Annotated in this window: 19 protein-coding genes and 1 tRNA gene; 16 read left to right on the top strand and 4 right to left on the bottom strand. The window is 50.3% G+C overall.

All coding sequences use genetic code 11. The annotated features are described in order from the left end of the window. Positions 1-185 precede the first annotated feature (185 nt). The 3 genes from BUF15_RS17270 to BUF15_RS26845 all read right to left on the bottom strand — a co-directional run bounded on the left by BUF15_RS17270 (position 186) and on the right by BUF15_RS26845 (position 3797). On the bottom strand, positions 186-1889 hold the full coding sequence (locus BUF15_RS17270) for a glutamine--tRNA ligase/YqeY domain fusion protein (RefSeq protein WP_073614958.1): 1704 nt from the start codon (positions 1887-1889) through the stop codon (positions 186-188). A gap of 39 nt (positions 1890-1928) precedes the next feature. After that, positions 1929-3416, bottom strand: a complete 1488-nt coding sequence (gene gltX, locus BUF15_RS17265) for a glutamate--tRNA ligase (protein ID WP_073614957.1) — start codon at positions 3414-3416, stop codon at positions 1929-1931. 90 nt (positions 3417-3506) lie between these two features. Further along, positions 3507-3797: a hypothetical protein gene (locus BUF15_RS26845; protein ID WP_143170758.1), complete on the bottom strand. Its 291-nt coding sequence runs from the start codon at positions 3795-3797 to the stop codon at positions 3507-3509. 314 nt (positions 3798-4111) lie between these two features. On the opposite strand from BUF15_RS26845, the gene serA reads away from it, so the two are divergent. The 16 genes from serA to BUF15_RS17180 all read left to right on the top strand — a co-directional run bounded on the left by serA (position 4112) and on the right by BUF15_RS17180 (position 18707). Next, positions 4112-5704 carry a phosphoglycerate dehydrogenase gene (gene serA, locus BUF15_RS17260; protein WP_073615002.1) on the top strand — a complete coding sequence of 531 codons (1593 nt, stop codon included), beginning with the start codon at positions 4112-4114 and terminating at the stop codon, positions 5702-5704. A 128-nt stretch (positions 5705-5832) separates the two neighbouring features. Beyond that, on the top strand, positions 5833-6168 hold the full coding sequence (locus tag BUF15_RS17255; RefSeq protein WP_073614956.1) for a DUF1844 domain-containing protein: 336 nt from the start codon (positions 5833-5835) through the stop codon (positions 6166-6168). 33 nt (positions 6169-6201) lie between these two features. After that, on the top strand, positions 6202-7116 hold the full coding sequence (gene ispE / locus BUF15_RS17250; protein WP_159441322.1) for a 4-(cytidine 5'-diphospho)-2-C-methyl-D-erythritol kinase: 915 nt from the start codon (positions 6202-6204) through the stop codon (positions 7114-7116). Further along, a tRNA-Gln gene (locus tag BUF15_RS17245) sits at positions 7107-7182 on the top strand. The genes ispE and BUF15_RS17245 overlap by 10 nt, the downstream gene beginning before the upstream one ends. Positions 7183-7228: 46 nt before the next feature. Then, entirely contained in the window at positions 7229-8167 is a 939-nt protein-coding gene (locus tag BUF15_RS17240; RefSeq protein ID WP_073614954.1) for a ribose-phosphate pyrophosphokinase, read from the top strand. Between the two features lie 101 nt (positions 8168-8268). Continuing rightward, positions 8269-8820, top strand: a complete 552-nt coding sequence (locus tag BUF15_RS17235) for a 50S ribosomal protein L25 (protein WP_073614953.1) — start codon at positions 8269-8271, stop codon at positions 8818-8820. Between the two features lie 131 nt (positions 8821-8951). After that, a complete protein-coding gene (pth, locus tag BUF15_RS17230; protein WP_073615001.1) occupies positions 8952-9545 on the top strand; it encodes an aminoacyl-tRNA hydrolase in 594 nt (197 codons plus the stop codon). Between the two features lie 288 nt (positions 9546-9833). Continuing rightward, entirely contained in the window at positions 9834-10313 is a 480-nt protein-coding gene (locus tag BUF15_RS17225) for a CarD family transcriptional regulator (RefSeq protein ID WP_073614952.1), read from the top strand. A 162-nt stretch (positions 10314-10475) separates the two neighbouring features. Next, the gene (locus BUF15_RS17220; protein ID WP_084554128.1) at positions 10476-11447 is read left to right on the top strand and encodes an RluA family pseudouridine synthase; all 972 of its coding nucleotides are present in this window, start codon (positions 10476-10478) and stop codon (positions 11445-11447) included. Between the two features lies 1 nt (position 11448). After that, the gene (coaE, locus tag BUF15_RS17215; RefSeq protein WP_073614951.1) at positions 11449-12051 is read left to right on the top strand and encodes a dephospho-CoA kinase; all 603 of its coding nucleotides are present in this window, start codon (positions 11449-11451) and stop codon (positions 12049-12051) included. Positions 12052-12583: 532 nt separating this feature from the next. After that, positions 12584-13834 (top strand): transcription termination factor Rho, encoded by a 1251-nt coding sequence (gene rho / locus BUF15_RS17210; RefSeq protein WP_084554126.1) that lies wholly within the window; start codon positions 12584-12586, stop codon positions 13832-13834. Positions 13835-14001: 167 nt separating this feature from the next. Then, positions 14002-14217: a 50S ribosomal protein L31 gene (rpmE, locus tag BUF15_RS17205; RefSeq protein WP_073614949.1), complete on the top strand. Its 216-nt coding sequence runs from the start codon at positions 14002-14004 to the stop codon at positions 14215-14217. 236 nt (positions 14218-14453) lie between these two features. Next, entirely contained in the window at positions 14454-15524 is a 1071-nt protein-coding gene (gene prfA / locus BUF15_RS17200; protein WP_073614999.1) for a peptide chain release factor 1, read from the top strand. 32 nt (positions 15525-15556) lie between these two features. Further along, a complete protein-coding gene (gene prmC, locus BUF15_RS17195; RefSeq protein ID WP_073614948.1) occupies positions 15557-16429 on the top strand; it encodes a peptide chain release factor N(5)-glutamine methyltransferase in 873 nt (290 codons plus the stop codon). A gap of 18 nt (positions 16430-16447) precedes the next feature. Next, a complete protein-coding gene (gene murA, locus BUF15_RS17190) occupies positions 16448-17716 on the top strand; it encodes a UDP-N-acetylglucosamine 1-carboxyvinyltransferase (RefSeq protein ID WP_073614947.1) in 1269 nt (422 codons plus the stop codon). A gap of 331 nt (positions 17717-18047) precedes the next feature. Then, the gene (locus tag BUF15_RS17180) at positions 18048-18707 is read left to right on the top strand and encodes a hypothetical protein (protein ID WP_073614945.1); all 660 of its coding nucleotides are present in this window, start codon (positions 18048-18050) and stop codon (positions 18705-18707) included. Positions 18708-18741: 34 nt separating this feature from the next. Here the strand turns inward: BUF15_RS17180 and BUF15_RS17175 are convergent, their stop codons facing one another. After that, a complete protein-coding gene (locus BUF15_RS17175; protein ID WP_073614944.1) occupies positions 18742-20439 on the bottom strand; it encodes a two-component system sensor histidine kinase NtrB in 1698 nt (565 codons plus the stop codon). Between the last annotated feature and the right edge of the window lie 6 nt (positions 20440-20445).

Raw genomic sequence — 20445 nt, 5'->3', positions numbered from 1 at the left:
GCTAAAAATAATTAGGAATTCCTAAAAGCTCGCAGGCCAACAGTCGAGCGTGGTTGTTTTGAATAAAAACGAGGAACCAAATAGATTTGGAATAACGAATAGGGGTGGGGCGGGACAAAAAAGCCCGCAGACTTACCTCTTAGGGGGTTAGTCTGCGGGCAATGTTGATGTGTGAAGGGAGTGTATCAGCTTTTTCCCTGCTCCTTTGCCCAGGAGTCTCTCAGGGTAACGATACGGTTGAATACCGGCTTGCCGGTTTCAGACTCCACGTAATCTGCGCAGAAATAGCCGGTGCGTTCAAACTGGACCTGTTTGCCTGGCTCCAGTTCGGCAAGGGCCGGTTCGGCTTTGGCGTGTTCCAGAACGACTTTTGATTGTGGGTTGAGATATTCTTTGAAGTCGACGCCTTTTTCGGCATCTGGAAATTCGGCAGTGAAGAGCCGATCGTAGAGGCGAACCGGGCAGTCGATGCCCTTTTCAGCTGACACCCAGTGGATAGTACCTTTGACTTTCCGTCCATCAGGGGCGGAGCCGCCTTTGGTTGCCGGATCGTAGGTGCAGTGAATAGTAGTGATTTCACCGGTTGTTTCATCTTTGTCATATGAAACGCAGGTGACGAGATAGCCGTAGCGTAGACGAACCTCACGACCGGGTCCGAGCCGATGGAATTTTTTGGGCGGATCCTCCATAAAGTCATCCCGTTCTATATAGAGTTCTCTCCCAAAAGGCAGTTGCCTGGACCCCATTTCCGGGTTTTTCGGATGGTTCTGGGCCTCCATCATCTCAATAGTACCCTCAGGATAGTTGTCGATAATGAGCTTCACCGGATTGAGCACGCACATCATGCGGGGCGCTTTGGGATCCAAGTCGTCACGAATCGCTTTTTCCAGAACACCCATATCGATCCAGCTCGATTTTTTCCCCATCCCGATAGTTTGACAGAAATCGCGGATCGACTCAGGTGTGTAGCCTCGACGCCTGAGTCCGGAAATCGTGAGCATGCGTGGGTCGTCCCAGCCGTCGACGTATTTTTCGTTGACCAGCTGCAGAAGTTTCCGTTTGCTCATCACTGTATACGTGAGGTTGAGGCGGGCAAATTCAATCTGGCGCGGATGGCAGGGCGTTTCGAGTTCATCGAGTACCCAGTCGTAAAGCGGCCGGTGGTCTTCGAACTCCAGGGTGCAGAGCGAGTGAGTGATGCCTTCGAGCATATCCGAGAGGCAGTGCGTGTAATCATACATCGGATAGATGCACCACTTGTCGCCGGTGCGGTGATGATCGGTTTTCATGATCCGGTAGATGACCGGATCGCGCATGTTGAGGTTTGGCGAAGCCATGTCGATCTTGGCCCGCAAGACCCGGGATCCGTCGGCGAACTCACCGTTGGTCATTCGGAGAAAGAGATCGAGGTTCTCCTCGATGCTCCGGTTGCGATAGGGACTCTCTTTGCCGGGCTCGGTCAGGGTACCACGATAATTACGGATCTCGTCGGCAGAGAGGTCGCAGACGTAGGCCTTGCCCATCTTGATCAGCTGGATGGCAAACTCATGGAGCTGATCAAAATAATCGGAGGCGAAAAAGAGGTTTTCCCCCCAGTCATATCCAAGCCATTTGACGTCGTTCTGGATTGACTGAACGTAAACCGTCTCTTCTTTTGAAGGGTTGGTGTCGTCAAAGCGGAGATGGCACCGAGCGTTACGTGCCTTGTTCTCTTCGGCGATGCCGAAATTGAGACATATGGACTTGGCGTGACCGATGTGGAGAAAGCCGTTCGGCTCGGGCGGGAAGCGGGTGATGGTGGTCTTGTGTTTACCGCTCTGCAGGTCTTCAGCCACAATCTGCCGGATAAAGTCGAGGGGCTTTTCTTCGAGATGTTCTTGAGGTTCCATAATCTATATAGTGCCTATGGTTGTTCTGATGAAGATGGTTTATGCTGCCGCCGGAAAGAATTTGTCGATATCACGAAGCCGCTCGACAACTTTATCCCGGCCAATGGTCACCAGGATATCGAACATCGAGGGGCCGGCCAACTGACCGGTGACGACCGTTCGCATTCCGTTGATGAGAATACCCGGTTTGATGTCGAGTTCTTCAGCAAGTTCTCGGGCAACGCGCTCAGTTTCCTCAAGCGAGAAATCGGTAAGTGCAGCATAACGGTCCGCTAACATCGGGAACCACTCTTTCAATCCTTCATGCTTCAATACATTTTTATTCAGGGGCTTTTCTTCCACTGCAAAATCATCGGCGAAATAGGCACGGCCAAGAGTGGTAAAATCCTTCAGAGTATGGAACCGGTCCCGGATGAGGCTCAGGGTATGGTGATACCACTTTTGACGTTCTCCTTCATAGGCGTCATCCCAGAGGCCATCTTGCTGCAGCTCAACCTTCACCAGTTCACCAAGCTCAACAATATCCATGGTGCGCAGGTAATGCTCGTTGATGGCGATGGCTTTTGGGTCGGTGAAAAACTTTTCATCACCCTTCGTAAAGTTGAAAATCGAGCTTGATTTATTGATGCGCTCCAGGGTGAAGGCTTCGATAAGTTCTTCTCGTGAAAAGATCTCCTGATCATTGCCGGGAGACCAGCCTAGCAGAACCAGAAAGTTGCTGAGAGCCCATGGCAGAAATCCGTGCTCCTTGTAGAATTGGACCGTAACGACCTCGCCATGGCTGCGTTTCGATATTTTTGCTTTCTTGGTGTCCAGCGTGAGTGGCATATGGGCAAAAACGGGAATCGGGGCTCCAAGGGCTTCGTAGAGCAACACCTGGCGAATGGTGTTGGTCATGTGATCCTGGCCGCGGATGATGTGGGTAATCCGGTCGCGGATATCATCCACTACGTTGCAGAGCAAATACAGCGGCTTTCCATTGGAGCGAACGATGACAAAGTCGTCCACCTCTTTAATATTGCAGTCAATGCGGCCAAGAATCCGGTCATCGTAGCTGATGACCCTTTCCCCATCAGGTACTTTGAACCGTATAACGTAAGGGACCCCGGCCGCTTCTTTTTCAGCCCGTTCCGCTTCACTCAATTTCAGGCAGGTCCGGTCGTAACCAAGATTCTGTTTGGCAGCGAGAGCTGCCTCGCGTTTGGCGTCGAGATCTTCTTTGGTGCAGAAGCACTTATATGCCTTGCCCTCTGCCAGTAGTTTGTCTGCGGCGGCGCAGTGATCGTCGCTGAAATCGGTCTGGAAAAATGGGCCTTCATCAAAGTTGATGCCCAGCCACTCAAGGCCGTCAAGGATACCCTGGATAGACTCCTGGGTGGACCGCTCAACATCGGTATCTTCGATTCGTAAAACCAGCTTGCCACCGGTCTTTTTGGCATAGAGCCAGTTGTAAAGGGCGGTGCGGGCCCCGCCTATGTGAAGGTAGCCGGTTGGGCTCGGTGGAAAACGCAGTCGTGTCTCGGTCATGGAGAGAGCTCCTAGTTTGTGCAAAAAATTAGCAGATGTGTGTATAGAAAAACCACAAACGATAGTGGGTGCCTGATAAAAGACACAGATTCAGCGCTGGCTCAATAGAGCGTTAACACTGCCGTTTGTGGATAAAATTGTCAATATTGCTTGAAAGATATAAGCACTCTTTGGCGTAGTCGCACTGCTTTTCCACTGGCAGAAAGAAAAATCAGGGAGGTTTGCCGGGGAGTGGTCGATCTTTTCGCTGTCGCTGACCGGTTTTGGGGGCAAAGGCGTTCTTTGCCGGGACGGTGTGCATGCTATATAGCCAGAATAGAACCAATCTTCAATATCTATGTCATGAATTGCTGGCCGATAAACAACCTGTTTTGTCTTCATGAAGGGTGAGCTGGATGCCAGACCGTTTTCTATTGTTCTCTGTCACTGAACCCAGTATATTTTCGGATTTACTCAGTAAGAGATTTTTTTCAACGAGAGAGGCGTCGAGACATTCAGAGGCGATATTACATGCGTAAATGTTGCCAAGCGGAATCGCGAGCCTTTCGCCGCGTTACAAAACCGACAACCCAGCAAGTCAGTTCTTCCGGCGGTGACGGCAGTTGGAGATGGGCCGTGCTGCTTTTCACGATGAGAATCATGGACCGGCGCCAGATATATGGCGGTTTGAGATCCATAGCGAGAAAGGAGCGGAAATGAAAGTACTGGTCAGCGATAATTTATCCCCGGTTGGTGTGAAGGTTCTTGAAGATGCAGGATTAAAAGTTGACGTGAACACCGGTCTTGCCCCGGATGAGTTGAAAAAGATTATAGGCTCTTATGATGGTCTGGTGATCCGTAGTGCCACGAAGGTTACGGCCGATCTGCTGGAGGCTGCTGGGAAATTGAAGGTCGTTGGCCGGGCAGGTATTGGGCTCGACAATGTCGATATCCATGCTGCCAGTGAGAAGGGGGTTGTAGTTATGAATGCCCCGGACGGTAACGCTGTCACTACCGCTGAACATGCAATTTCCATGATGCTTGCTCTGTCCCGCAATATCCCTCAGGCCACTGCCTCTATGAAGGCCGGCAAATGGGAGAAGAAAAAATTCATGGGCCGGGAGGTGACAGGTAAGACCCTTGGCATTATTGGTATAGGACGCATAGGTTCCATTGCCGCCAGCCGGGCCCAGGGCTTGAAGATGAAGACGATCGCCTACGATCCGCACATGCCTAAAGAGATGGCTGAGAAGATCGGGGTCGAACTGGTGGGCTTGGAAGAGTTGGCAAAGCGCTCAGACTATATAACTGTACATGTCCCGAAAACCAAGGAGACGGCCAACCTGGTATCCACCGAGTTCTTTTCGAACATGAAACCGGATGCCATGTTTATTGATTGTGCAAGGGGCGGTGTCTGTGATGAAGAGGCACTCTATGTGGCTTTAAAAGAAAAGGTTATTGGCGGAGCAGCGCTGGATGTCTTTGCTGTGGAGCCCACTACCCCTGAGAATTGTCCGTTACTGCAGCTCGATAATTTTGTCTGCACTCCGCATCTGGGCGCATCCACAAGCGAGGCCCAGGATAATGTGGCACTGATTATTGGCCGTCAGATCAGTGATTTTCTTCTGAATGGTTCGGTGACCAATGCGGTGAATGTTCCCTCGGTGAGTAGTGATGTCTTGGCCCAGGTAGGACCATATATCACCCTTGGCGAAATGCTCGGTTCGATGCACATGCAGATTTCCCGCGGTGGTATCGAGGAGGTCAATATCGAGTACAGCGGGGAGTTGGCGGATATGAACACCAGTCCAATTACTGTGGCGTTCTTAAAAGGTTTGTTTACCCCGATTTTGCAGGATGCGGTCAATTACGTGAATGCGCCAATTATTGCCAAAGACCGTGGCATTCGGGTAATCGAATCGCGATCGGACCAGGCCGGTGATTTCACCAACACCCTCTCCATCAAAGTGAAGGCGAGTGAGGGGGAAAATGTACTGGTTGGCACGGTGTTCGGTAGAAACGAACCAAGGCTGGTGCGCCTGAACATGTTTCGGCTTGAGGCATTGCCGAGCGGACCGATGCTCCTGGTCTTTAATAAAGATGTGCCTGGCGTTATAGGCGATTTGGGAACGACACTCGGTAAGGCCGGGGTGAATATCTCGAGGATGACGGTTGGTCGGGAAGAGGCGAGCAATCAGAATATCATTCTTTTAAGCACCGATCAGCTGATTTCCCGGGATCTTCTGGCAAAAGTCCAGGCTCTGAAGAATATCGATGCAGCACAGGGGCTCGATTTGAACGGATACTAAACAACGTGGGATCAGTAAGTTTATAATAGATACTCCAGGGCCGAAATGATGGCCTTGGGTTCGTGTACTTTTTTCCGACCAGCTCACAGGGCTGAAGAGGGAAGAGAAAACAGCAAAAAGGAATAGATATGGTAGAAGATACAACAGCAAAAACCGACGCTGCCGAAGATTGTATTTGCGGCGAGGGCAAGGTGCCTGATAAAGAGGGGAGATGTGTGATGCCCGAGGTGACTTTTTCGACTTTTGTCATGTCGCTGAATACTTCGGCCCTCTATCATCTGGGTGAGATCAGGGATCCACGGACCGGACAGACCAATGTCGATCATGACCTTGCTCGGCATGCGATCGATACCCTGGTGATGCTGCAGCAGAAAACCAAGGGTAACCTGTCGCGGGACGAAGAGGAAATGTTGAAAAATATCATTTATGACGTCAAGCTGCGGTTTGTGAAAGCACGAAAGTGAACTGCTTTTTCGTAAATATCGATGGTCGCTAGCGTGCGGAAGAGTGCCGATAAAGGTGTCAACCCTCCAGAGCAGGTGGTAAAGCTGCTGGCACCGTGTAAGGTAAATCTCCTGCTCAGGGTGCTTGGCAGAAGGGGGGATGGCTACCACGAGCTGGAAACCTGGATGCAGAAACTGGATCTTGCCGATGAAATCAGCCTCAGAATCCTGCCGCAACCAGAGATTGTCCTGCATTGCGACGATCCTGATATTCCCGGTGGGGCAGGAAATCTCGCCTGGCGGGCCGCGCAGGCCTTTTTGAAGGCTAGCCAAAAAAGTACAGGTAAAGGTGTCGAGATTCATCTGCAGAAAAAGGTTCCTTCCGGTGCAGGCCTTGGTGGTGGCAGTAGTGATGCAGGAACGGTGCTGCGGGGGCTGAATAGATTGTTTGACCACGAGTTCACTGATCAGGCGTTGGTGAAAATGGCAACTCCGTTAGGAGCCGATGTGCCGTTTTTCGCCGTGGAACACAGTGCAGTGCTCGCTACCGGCATTGGTGAAGTGATGGTTCCTGTGGAGCCGCTTACCAATTGCTCCATTATTTTGGTGAATCCCGGTTTTTCTGTTTCTACCAAGTGGGTTTTTGAAACTTTTGCGTTGACAAGTGATTCTGAAGAATCTAGAATGTCTCCTTCCCGAATTCACGATGTCAAAGCGCTGTCGCTTAACGACATGTGCAATGATCTGGAACAGGTTACCAGCGGTACGTTTTCAGAAATCGAGCAGATGAAGAAAAAATTGCTTGATCTCGGTGCGTACAAGGCTATGATGTCCGGGAGTGGACCGACAGTGTTCGGTGTTTTTCCAGATGACAGGTCAGATATGGTAGCTGTACAGGGTGCTGCCGATCGGTTGTGCCTGGAATATAAAGAGCGAGTTTTTGTTACACGATCGTACACTGGGGCGTAGCCAAGTGGTTAAGGCACCGGGTTTTGATCCCGGCATTCCTAGGTTCGACTCCTAGCGCCCCAGCCAGTTCGTGTGATGTGATCCTGCTCTGCCATACAAAAGAGATGGAAAAATGCCAAAAGTGCTGAAGGTTGTCTCTGGTAATGCCCATCCGACTCTGGCGCGGGAAATCTGCAGTCATCTCGGAATGCCCATCACCGGCTCGGAACTCCGAAAGTTCAGCGACGGAGAGATCTTCGTCGAAATAAGTGAGAATGTTCGTGGGGCCGATGTTTTTGTGGTTCAGCCCACATCCAGCCCGGTCAACGACCATCTGATGGAACTTGTGCTGATGGTTGACGCCCTGCGACGTGCTTCCGCCAGAAGAATTACCGCAGTTATCCCCTATTACGGTTATGCCCGGCAAGACAGGAAAAACGCTCCACGCGTGCCCATATCCGCGAAGGTAGTGGCAGAGATGCTCATGGTGGTCGGTGTGCGCCGTGTGCTCTGCATGGACCTTCATGCTGGCCAGATCCAGGGCTTTTTTAATATTCCTGTGGATCATCTCTACGCTGCTCCGGTTATTCTTGAGTACATCAAGAAAAATTTCGAGGATGTTATCATGGTCTCCCCGGATGCTGGTGGTGTGGAACGAACACGAGCATTTGCCAAGCGCATGAATTCAGGGCTTGCGATTATCGATAAACGTCGAGACCGGCCGAATGAATGTGAAGCAATGCATGTCATTGGTGATGTGCGAGGCAAAACAGCTATTTTGATGGATGACATGGTGGATACCGCCGGTACCTTGTGCAACGGTGCGGCCACACTCATCAAGAATGGTGCCAAAGAAGTTCACGCTTGCTGTAGCCATCCTGTTCTTTCCGGTCCGGCTGTTGAGCGGATTATTAACTCGGAAATTAAATCTCTGGTCGTAACCAACACTATACCGTTACGTCCCGAGGCCGAGGCTTGCGGCAAAATTAAGGTCCTGAATGTTTCCTCGTTGCTGGCAGATGCCATAAAGAGGATTCATAATGAAGATTCCGTCAGTTCACTCTTTGTGTAACGGGCGGGGAATAGATACAGAGAAGAGAGTTTTAACATACACACTCGGCCGCTGAGAGTATCCATACAAACTGGAGATGGCAGGCGGACCAAGGAGGAATTATGCTTCAGGTAGAAATGACCGCTGCCGTACGGACGGTTACCGGTAAGGGTCCCATGCGTCGTCTTCGTAGCGAGGGGATAACCCCTGCAGTTGTTTATGGTGCAGGTGGAGAGGCCCTGGCTCTTCAGTTAGACAGCAAGTCGATGAAGACCAAACTGCTTGAGATTTATAGACGTAATGCTGTCGTTACCATGAAGATCGACGGTGCAGCGGATAGAAGCGTTGTACTGAAAGAGGTGCAGACCGATCCGGTAATGGACACTCTGATTCATGCTGATTTTTGTGAGATCGATCTGGAGAAACCCGCAGTTTTCAACGTGCCTTTGAAATACGAAGGTACCGCTAAGGGTGTTGACCTTGGTGGCCGTCTGGAAACCTATGCGGATTCCGTTATGCTGGAAGGCAAGCCCCTCGATATTCCCAACGATGTTGTGCTGAATGTGGCCGGAATTGCCATTGGTCAGCACCTGAGCTTTTCTGCTATCGCTCTGCCAGAGAACGTGAAAATGGTTTCCAAGGCGGATGCTCCTTGTGTTGGAGTTGTGAAGTAATATACCGTTCATGCTGTTCCGCCATTATCTGACCCCTTAGGGGGGCAGGATGAGTGGATGGTTATGTTGAAGCAAATCCGGAGATGGTGTTACCTTCTCCGGATTTTTGCATTTATGCAGGCGATATTCTCATGACTGATAATGAATTTCTCTTCATCGGTTTAGGTAACCCTGGACCAAAATATAGTGACACCAGGCATAATGTCGGCTTCCTTGTTGTGGATGAACTGGCAAGACTTTGGGGAGAAACGATTACTTCGCAGAAATGGGAGGCGCAATTCTGTCGTCTCAGCCGGTGGAGCTCGCGACTGACGCTGATCAAACCGATGACCTACATGAACCTCAGCGGCCGCGCAGTTGCTCAGTTCGTCAATTTTTACCGGATTCCCGTCGAAAATATCGTCGTTATACATGATGATCTCGACATGCATCCCGGTCGACTTAAACTTGTGACCGGGGGCGGGGCTGGTGGCCATAACGGTATTCGATCTATTACCCAGCACTTGGGGGACAATGGTTTTCATCGCCTGAAGATTGGCATCGGCAGGCCTGGAAAAAATGGTGTTCATCCCGACTTTCCCGTGGACCAATATGTCCTCTCGGCTATGTCACGGGACGAGGTTGAGCTTATGAATGAACGGATTTCCAGTATTGAGGATGGCCTTAAATATTTCGTCAGTGATGGTCCGGCCCGGGCCATGAGCCTTATCAACAGCATCAAATAAGCTGAAAATATTGTTCAAGAGTTCTGTGCTTTTATGCCCTTGACGACTTTCCACGGAAAATCAGGGCATGTTTGTGCTAGATATGGTATAGTGTTAAATAACGTTTGAAGATGTAAAGACGGTTCGCAGGTTTTGTGGACCGTGATTCAATGTATGCCTGGATTGACAGAAAGTTGTCATTTGAAGCCCAGGTTCTCATCTGAATGTCATGTGAAAATTCTTTCGCATGCGGGGAAGTGTTTCCCTGTCTTTCTAGTATTATGATATTTTCCGACAGAGGTGAAAGCAGTGTTTGCTGAAGGTGATATGGCGGTATATCCGGCCCATGGCGTAGGCGTTATCAAAGCTATTGAAAAACAGTCTGTTGCAGGTGTCGACCATACATTTTATGTACTGGAGATCCTGGAGAACGGAATGACAATCATGATTCCGACAGCCAGCAGTCAGAATGTAGGGTTGAGAGCAATTGTCAGCAGCCAGCAAGTGGATGAGGTCATCGACATTCTGGAGGAGAGGGATATCGAGATTGGAAGCCAGACCTGGAATCGACGTTACCGTGATTACATGGAGAAAATCAAAACCGGTTCCGTTCACGAAGTCGCTGAAGTTCTGCGAGATCTTTTCCTCTTGAGTGTCGATAAGGATTTGTCGTATGGCGAGAGGAAGATGCTCGACACAGCCAAGAACCTCCTGGTAAAGGAGCTTTCGCTGGCGCAGAAAATTGAAGAGGCTATGGTTTCCAAGCGCATTGAGACGATTTTTGCGTAAACGCTGACTTTCTGCAGGAAACAGCAAAACAGACCGTAAAACTCTCTATTGTCTTTTATTGCCGTGCTCGACCTGCTGCTGCAGTGACGTGGCAGGGCTTCCTCCCGATCCCGGGTATGATGCCGACACAGGCACACCACAGAGAAACACCGCATATCTGCTATGGAAGTGACAGTAAGTGATGAACCGCTCGCTACAGAGCAGAATGCGGAACAGGTTGTTATACGTATCGATGCTACTCAGGCCGGAGTGCGGCTGGATCATCTTCTGGTGCAGTGCATTCCCGATAGTTCACGATCGCGGATCGGTGCGTCTATTCGTTCCGGCCATATATTGGTAGATGGTGAAGCGAAGAAGGCTGGTTACAAACTGAAAAACGGCGAATTGGTGAGTGGTAGCCTGATTGATACTCCGCCGCTAGAGGTGAGCCCGGAACAACTTGAATTTCCCATTCTCTTTGAGGACCCATCTCTTCTTGTTCTCTCCAAACCCCCTGGACTGGTAGTCCATCCTGGTAGCGGCAATCATCATGGTACCCTGGTCAACGGGTTGCTGCATCACTGCGAGACCATTGCCGAAGTCGGTGATGCGGCGAGGCCGGGCATCGTTCACCGCCTTGATAAAGATACTTCCGGGATAATGGTAGTTGCCAAGAATGATCAGGTCCATAGGGCGCTGGTTGAAGCTTTCAAGGCGCGGGAGGTGGAGAAAGAGTATATCGCGCTGGTTTTTGGGATCCTCGACCAACCAGAAGGGCGGATTGTTGCGCCTATCGGTCGTCATCAGAACAACAGACAGAAAATGGCTGTCCAGGAAACCACAGGCAAATATGCGGTGAGCAACTGGCGAGTTCTGGACGAGTATGAAAACCGCTTCAGTAAGATACGAGTCAAGATTGAGACCGGCAGAACTCACCAGATACGTGTCCATATGGCTCACCTTGGGCATCCGGTGGCCGGTGATACTATCTATGGTCCAAACAGAGACAACAAACCCTTTCCTCGTCAAATGCTCCATGCATCCCGTATCGCCTTTAATCATCCCATAACAGGTGTAAATCTCCACTTTCGAGCTCCGATCTGGCAAGACATGCAGGAGATTTTGGATCAGTTGGCCACAGGTGAGGGACTTTAGCATGATTATCGCCATAACCGGCGCTGTGGGCTCAGGAAAGAGCAGGGTGGCAGCGATGCTTGCTTCAGCACTGAGCTGTGACTGTATCGATACCGACATGGTTTGCCGCCAATTGTTGATGCCAGAGCAATCCGGATGGTTTGAGCTGAAAAAGCAGTACGCGGATCGCTTTTTTGCCGATGATGGGCAACTGGATCGAACCATGCTGCGAGAGGCTGTTTTTGCCGATCCGACAGTGCGGCAGGATTTAGAAGAGATCCTTCATCCGCGGGTTCGACAGCTGGTGGCGAAGGCGGCAGAAGATGTTGCGGCGAAAGGGAAGTATCTGCTTGTTGAAGTACCCCTTCTTTTTGAAGTGGGTTGGCAAGAAGATTTCGACTGTGTGGTGGCTGTTTATGCACCGACATCGGTATGCGGTGCCAGAACCAGCCAGAGGGACGGGGTTCCCCACCAGCAGGTAGAGTCGATCCTCTCCCTGCAGCTCTCTTCTGAAGAGAAGGCTAAAAGGGCCGATTTGGTGGTGAATAATGGTGGTATCTGGGCAGCTACGGTACTGCAAATCTCGCATCTGGTCCGTCAGCTCGAATCAAATGGTTTGGAATAGATAAACGCTCGAGAAATCGGTCGTAAAAAGCTTGACACGCACGGAATGAGCACGTATAAGAGATGGAGTGGCGAGAGAAGAATCCCTGCCTTCTAATGAGTCTTTCGTTGTTCCGGCAACACAATCCAGCGTCTCATAGCACACCCTTTCAGGTAGGTGTATTCCCAAATTCAGTGATCGGCTGAAATGTTGCGATTCCATGTGAATCATTTCCATTATTCCACTCTATTGCCAATCTGAAACACAACACAATATAGACCTTTAGCAAAAATCAATGTGCTGGCGATTCGTTTTTGAAATCGAGTCGTTATTGGCTGCTTAGGCTGGTCAGCGAATCATGTGTTCTCCGTAAAGGGGAGCATCAGCATGCTGTAACAATACGTCAAAATAATCCTGCTAACTGTCTGTGGACTCGTAAGAAAGTCCTTAGAAAATCAGGATAATCACGCGAAATTAACATGAAATATATAGAACGCTGGTTTACGTCCTTTTTTACGAAACCAACAAGAGTTCCCAAAGGAGAGAGGTTTTAATGAATCTTGCGGAATTGAAACTGATGAAAATCGGTGATCTGGTAAAGCTTGCCCGTGAATTCAACGTAGAAGGCTTCAGTTCGATGCGTAAGCAGGAGCTGATTTTTGCCCTCCTGCAGGCCCAGGCCGACAAGGATGGCAAAATGCGTGGCAGTGGTGTCCTTGAGATCCTGCCCGATGGTTTTGGATTTTTGCGGGCTCCCGATTATAACTATTTACCGGGCCCTGACGATATCTATGTTTCACCTTCGCAGATCCGCCGGCTCAATCTGCGTACAGGCGACGTTGTTGATGGTCTGGTACGTGCCCCCAAGGAAGGCGAAAGATATTTTGCCCTCCTGAAGGTGGAGAGTGTCAACTTCGATCCGCCAGAGGCGTCCAAGCAGAAAACGCTTTTTGCCAACCTCACGCCCCTTCATCCCAATGAAAAATTCATTCTGGAGTGGCAACCTGACAACTATTCAACCCGTGTTATCGACATGTTCTGCCCGATTGGCAAGGGGCAGCGAGGGCTTATCGTCGCTCCGCCCCGTACCGGTAAAACGGTGCTGATGCAGAAGATCGCGAACTCCATTGTTAGGAACCATAAAGAGGTCTACCTTATTGTTCTGCTGATTGATGAACGACCGGAAGAAGTCACGGAGATGACCCGATCGGTAAAGACAGCCGAGGTGGTCAGTTCAACTTTTGATGAGCCGCCGCAGCGCCATATCCAGGTGGCTGAAATGGTCATCGAAAAGGCCAAACGACTGGTTGAACATAAAAAAGATGTCGTGATTCTGCTCGACAGTATTACCCGGTTGGCGCGAGCGTATAACACCGTCACGCCTGCCAGTGGCAAGATTCTTTCCGGTGGTGTTGAGGCAAATGCCCTGCATAGGCCGAAACGGTTCTTCGGTTCTGCCCGAAATATCGAAGAAGGCGGTAGTTTGACTATTATGGCCACGGCTCTTATTGAAACCGGCAGCCGGATGGACGAGGTTATTTTTGAGGAATTTAAAGGCACCGGCAACATGGAGCTGGTTCTTGATCGGAAGATGGCCGATAAACGTATCTTCCCGGCCATTGACATCAAGCGTTCCGGAACCAGGAAGGAAGACCTCTTGCTGAAGCCTGACGTGCTGAATCGCATATGGATTCTCAGGAAACTGCTGAATTCCATGAATCCTGCGGATTGCATGGATTTCCTGGTGGATAAGCTGAAGCATCAGAAGAGTAATAAGGATTTTCTCGACTCGATGAATGGTTAAGCGTTCGAGGGGACCTTGTCGCCACCGAAAGAATTGGCCTGAGAAATTCGGGTTATTTTTGTTGAAATATTGCTACGCCTCGGTATAATGCACACCTTGTGTCTTTGAAACGAGGCAGTTACTGCTTTTTGAACACCACAGTTGATGTGTTGGAGGAATACAAAATCATGAAGAACGGTATACATCCGGAATATAATAATTTGACAGCTAGCTGTGCCTGTGGCGCAACATTTGAAATGGGCTCTGTGCTCGATGAGATCAAAGTTGAAATTTGCTCTGACTGCCATCCTTTCTTTACCGGCAAACAGAAGCTTATCGATACCGCTGGTCGTATCGAGAAGTACAAGCAGCGTTACGCTAAGCACTTCGCTGATAAAAAATAAGCACGCTTCATCGGCTTTTTTTTTCTGTCGTGAAGAGGTTTATTGCTCTTCGTGGCAGCAACAGCAGTTGTATCAGGTCCACAGTTGTGTTTTCACATGACTGTGGACTTTTTTCATTGATCTCTTGAGTTTTGGATGGGATGCTTTCGGCAGTCCCGCCCTGATTCCAAGATTCCATCCCCGCAGCTCTAAGCATGCGGGCTTTCGTATCGAATTCGGGTATCTGTGAGGTTATCATGTTAGGGAAGTTTGAAGAACTGCAGGATAAACTATCCGAGCTCGAAGGCCGTCTTTCCGATCCGGCCCTGGTGAGCAACCAGAAAGAATATCAGGCTGTTGTCCGTGAACATTCACATTTGAGCAAGTTGCATGCCCTGTACGAAAAGTACAGGCAGGTAAAAAGCGATATTGCCGACAACAAACTGATCGCCCGCGATGAGGATGAAGATCCGGAGATGCGGGAACTCGCCCGAGCAGAGTTAGTTGACCTGGCGGAGAAAGAGCGTCAGATCGACAACGACATCAAGGTGTTGCTGTTACCGAAGGATCCCAACGACGATAAAAACACTTTTCTTGAGATTCGGGCCGGAACCGGTGGCGATGAGGCGGCATTATTCGTGGCCGACCTGTTCCGCATGTATTGCCGATTTGCTGAGACAATGGGCTGGCGAGTAGAGACCATAAGCTCTAATCCGCTCGGAATTGGCGGGTTTAAAGAGATTATCGCCCTTATCAGCGGCGATCAGGTCTACTCTAAGCTGAAGTATGAAAGCGGTGTGCATCGAGTTCAGCGCGTACCGGAAACAGAGACCCAGGGGCGTATCCACACTTCTGCCGTCACAGTAGCCATTCTGCCAGAGGCCGAGGAAGTGGAACTCCAGATCGACATGAACGAGTTGAAGTTTGATGTATATCGTTCATCCGGTCCCGGCGGCCAGAGCGTCAACACCACAGATTCCGCTGTGCGGGTCACCCATCTGCCCACAGGATTAGTGGTAACCTGTCAGGACGAGAAGTCCCAGCATAAGAATAAAGCAAAAGCTCTCACCGTTCTACGGGCCAGACTGTTTGATCAGATGCAGCAAGAGCAGCAGGATAAGATTTCCAAAGATCGTAAAAGCCAGGTCGGTTCAGGTGACAGAAGCGAGCGGATTCGGACCTATAATTTCCCGCAAGGCAGGTTGACCGATCATCGTATCAACCTGACGCTGTACAAGCTTGAGACGATCATGAACGGTAAACTCGAAGAGGTTATCTTTCCGCTCATTGCCGAAGATCAGGCCAAAAAACTTAGTAAAGTACAATGATTTGAGGGTTACCGACCCCTCTTCTTTATAGGATGCAGACAGCCGAACTTGTACACTACGGGATAACCGAACTGAAAGGGGCAGGTATTCCGGAGTGCACAAGTGATGTCCATCTTCTGCTTGGCTTCTGTCTTGGGAAAAGCCGGACTCAGCTCTTGCTGGCAGCGAGGGAAGAGGTATCGACCAGGGCAGAGCAGTTGTTTGTCGGCTTGCTGCAACGCCGGAAACAGCGCGAACCGCTGGCTTACATTCTTGGCGAACAGGAATTCTGGTCTCAATCCTTTTTTGTCAATCCTTCAGTTCTCATCCCGCGTCCCGAAACAGAGTTTTTGCTTGAAACCGTTTTTGAAGAGTCGAAATCCGGTAAGGGGTTTGGCCAAGGGGCGGTACTTGATCTTTGTTGCGGGAGTGGGGTTATTGCCATTATATTGGCACTTGAACTCAAACGGCAGGTGGTGGCAATTGATCTTTCTGCAGCAGCACTTGCTGTAACTGGTCAGAACTGTCTGCGGCATGGTGTGAACCAATTGGTCATGCCGGTACGGTCTGATCTTCTATCGGCGTTACGAAACGATCGTAGTTTTTCTCTGGTGGTTTCCAATCCTCCCTACATAGCTACTGCTGTCGTTGAAAACGAACTTGAGCCAGAGGTGCGGGAACATGAACCATGGCTTGCGCTGGACGGAGGTGAGCGTGGGCTTGATCTTATTCAACGCATCCGCGATGATTTGCCCCGGATACTTTCGCCAAACGGTCAACTTTTTATGGAGATCGGCTATGATCAGGGGGAGGCGGTGGCGGAGATGTTTGCTGCCCATCAAGTGGGCTTGAGTGATTTTTACGATATACGGATTCTCAAGGATTATGCAGGCCGCGATAGGGTACTGCATGCCAGAATACGATAACAGGCGAAAAGGAAGCGAATGGAAAAGCTCATAGTCGAAGGCGGAAGAAAGCTGCAGGGGCAGGTACGAATCAGCGGTGCAAAAAATGCGGCGTTACCGCTTATCGCCGCTACCTTGCTTGCACCGGGAACCCATGTACTCCGCAATGTCCCAGATTTGCGGGATACCAGGACCATGTTGCGACTTCTGGAAAATTTAGGTGTGAAACATTCCCGTCAGGAAGATGTGCTGACCATTGACGCCACGGATATAATTTATTCAGAGGCTTCTTACGATCTGGTCAAGACCATGCGCGCTTCCGTGCTGGTGCTGGGTCCGCTTCTGGCCCGGCTTGGTAGAGCAAAAGTATCGTTGCCAGGTGGCTGTGCCATCGGTGCCCGCCCCATCAACTTTCACATCAACGGCCTGGAACTTCTCGGGGTGAAATGTCTTCTCGAAGGCGGCTACGTCGATGCTTCTATCGACGGTCGAATGAAAGGGAATGTCATCTATTTTGATATCCCGTCTGTTACGGCTACCGAAAATCTTCTCATGGCGGCGGTACAGGCTGAAGGGAAGACTGTATTGAAAAATGCGGCCCGTGAACCCGAGGTGGGCAATCTCATCGATATGCTGAATGGCATGGGTGCACGGATTGAAGGAAAAGACACGGACCGGCTCACTATTTATGGTGTAGAGACCCTTTCTCCTGCCAACTGTGCCATTATCCCGGATCGGATTGAGACCGGAACGTATTTGATCGCTATCGCCGCAACCGGTGGTGAAGGGACGGTGACCCACTGCAATCCTGTACATCTTCCGGCCTTGCTTGAAAAATTACGTGCCACCGGGTTGGTGATTGAGGAAACTGAAACCACTATCACCGTTCGTCAGCCGGCTAATGGGGTTTTGAAAAGTGTTGATATCACCACCATGCCTTATCCCGGTTACCCCACCGATCTCCAGGCCCAGTTCATGGCTCTTATGTCGCTTGGCTCCGGTGTGTCGGTTGTACACGAAACCATTTTTGAAAACCGTTTCATGCATGTGGCCGAGTTGCAGCGACTTGGCGCCGATATCAAGATCGATGGTCACACCGCCATGGTGAAAGGGCGGACCATGGAAGGGTTGAGTGGCGCACGGGTTATGGCCACTGATCTGCGAGCTAGCTCTTCGCTTGTTATTGCCGGTCTTGCCGCTTCTGGACGCACAGAGATTTCCCGTATTTACCATCTGGAGCGTGGCTATGAAAAACTGGTGGAAAAGCTGGCAGGTCTCGGTGGCTCTGTGTGGAAGGAGCAGGAATAGTACTTTCCAGATTTTGCTTCATTTTTCGCTTCCTTCTTATCTACTTTGACGCGTCGTTTTGACTGGCGCGTCATGTTTTCCGCACTACCTGGAAACTCGTGAGCCGGGTTTCAGCTCTCTTCTCCCTGTTTTTTTCTCCGATACTTTATCCTCTGTGTAGTAAGATCGACTTTTTCAAGATTATCATTTACGACTACCGGATTGTTTGAAAATGATATGGAAATATTGGATGTTTTACTGTGATCTGCAATAATGAGATGTGAGAAGCGGGCAAAAAAGGAAATCGCAGTGGAAGAGGTTTTCATATACATCGCTCTGGGTGGGAGGAATAATGAATTTATCTGATATCAAAGATAAAATTCGACAAAAACGAGATATGATTATTGTCGTTTTGACGGTCATTGTCGTGTTGCTATTGATTGTGATCGGCACCAGAATGCAAAAAGACCACGGCATGCGTCAGCGAGCTGAAGAGGAGGCCACCCGTATACCGGAAAAAGTCACATTCGCCCCGCCTAAACAGGTCGGGGAGGGAGGGCAGAAGAGGTCAAGTAAGGCCGCCACCACATCCTACTTCCTTCGACCTACGGCTGAAGAGATGCTGACCCTGATCCGGGACTTGGGGCAGGCTCAACTACCTCAGCAAAACCAGAAGTATGCCGGTTTTAGTGTCATGTGGCCCTGCTATTTTTTCCAGGTGCAAAAAGAAGAGGGCGGGCGGGCAACCGTATTGTTTGATGTCAGTGAGGATGGCTTTGGGGCAACCATTGTGACCGATATCGACACAACCCGTTTTCCGGAGATCCTGCTGACGGAAAGGGGGAAAAAAGTGTGGCTAGCCGGTGAAATTATTGGAGTGGATCCTACCGGTACCGGTAGGATCCATATTTTGAGTGATGAAATCCGCTTTGAAGAAGGGTTGCTGGATGCAATCGATGGCCAAGGAGATGGAAGTCAACGGTCAGGAGAGCCTGCATCAGCGAAAGAGTAGCGGATGATTACAACCACTTCCGAGCGGGGACCGGCTACGATGGCAACGGCAGATACACATTGAATCGCGCGCCGCCCAGCAGGCCGCTGTCAACTGTGATCTCTCCATCATGTTCTGTGATGATCTGTCGCACGATTGCGAGGCCTAGGCCCGTGCCGTCGGCCCGGGATGTGAAAAATGGCTCGAAAATTTTATCTCTATTTTCTTCCGTCACCCCCGGCCCGTTGTCGACGACTGTGATGCGGATGGTGTCCCCTGAGTCGCTAAGTTTTATTTCATCAGCATCAATTTCAATCAGTTCACGCCCCGGCGGACAGAATGCCAGAGCGTTTTGGATCAAGTGGCTGAGAACGGTGAACATCATTTTTCGGTCGGCCCATATGTCAATGGATTCTGAGAACTTGACCGAGATGTTGGCAGACAGCGGCCAGGATGGGGCGGCCTTGGAGACTTGAATAACCTCGCTGAGGCATCCCCGTAGGGAAAACCACTCCCGATTGGGGAGTTCCGGACGGGAAAATTTCAAGAAGTCGGAGATGGTATCTATCATTCTGTTCGATTCCCGCAGGATGATATCAGCAAGCTCGTAGTTGATGAGATTTTCGCTGCCCTCCTGGGAAAACTCATTGACAAGCACCTGGGCAGAGCCGGAAATAGCTGTAAGCGGATTGCGAAAATCATGAGCGATACCAGCGCTCATCATCCCGATTGCCGCCAATTTTTCCGCCTGGCGCATCTGGCGCTCCAACTGTTCTATTTCGCTGATGTCGCGCAGGGTGACGATCTTCTGGTGATCGAAATCCCCAGAGCGCCCATCGTCTTCATGGCGCAAATCCACATGGGAGTAGCCGAGTCGGATCGTCTTGCCGTCAACGCGCTCAAAATCAGTAGATTGCCGCATTCGTGGCGCTGAAAGTTTCAACTGAGAAAAAAAGCGGGAAAATTCTCTGCCAATGATGAGATCTGCCGGATAACCGGTTATTTCCATTGCCGCATTATTGGCCGAGGTGATATTGCCAAAGCGGTCAATGGTCACAATTCCTGTGGCGATGTTGTCGAAAATTTGCTTGTACAGGACCGCTAGGCGGTCATAATTTTTCAGTGATTTTGAAAGCGCCAGCTCGGTTGACTTAACCCGCAGACTGAAGAGGGCACTCAGGATGGCGGCCAGGAAAAAGGTGAGTCCCTGCACAGAAAAATGATTCAGGGAGGTCATGAATCCTTTGTTGCCGACATAGCCGAGTCTGACCAGGTAATCGGGGACAATACCATACAGCTCACAAAAGAGTATTCCGCCATAGAGAAGCGTGGCTGCCGCAGCTGCCACGAGTCCGCCTTTTCTAGGTAGCAGCAGACCACCGGCGATGATGGGAAAGAAATAGACTGAGGTGAAGATAGATTGCGAAATCCCCGTGCAATAAATGAGCAGAGTCGCAAACAGGGTATCAAGCAAGGTTTGGATAAAACCGAACGTCCTTGGCGATACCGAACTCATCAACAGATAGATGGCGGAAGAGATCGAGGCCAGATAGACTGTAAAGAGAAAGCCGATCATCAGCTCCCTCGGCATAAGAATAACTTCAAAACTTGCCCCACCGAAAAAATAACTGACGATGGAGAGAAGGGTATAGAGGACGACGCGCAGCAGCAGCAGCCACAGGAGCTGATGTCGCAGAATCTGGTTGACGGTTTCTGTCTGGCCGGCTCGGTGGAGAAGGAAGGATATATTCATGACCTG

This window comes from Desulfopila aestuarii DSM 18488 (genome assembly GCF_900143695.1).
In the GTDB taxonomy this organism is placed as follows: domain Bacteria; phylum Desulfobacterota; class Desulfobulbia; order Desulfobulbales; family Desulfocapsaceae; genus Desulfopila; species Desulfopila aestuarii.
This window is presented reverse-complemented; position numbering and strand designations above follow the sequence as displayed.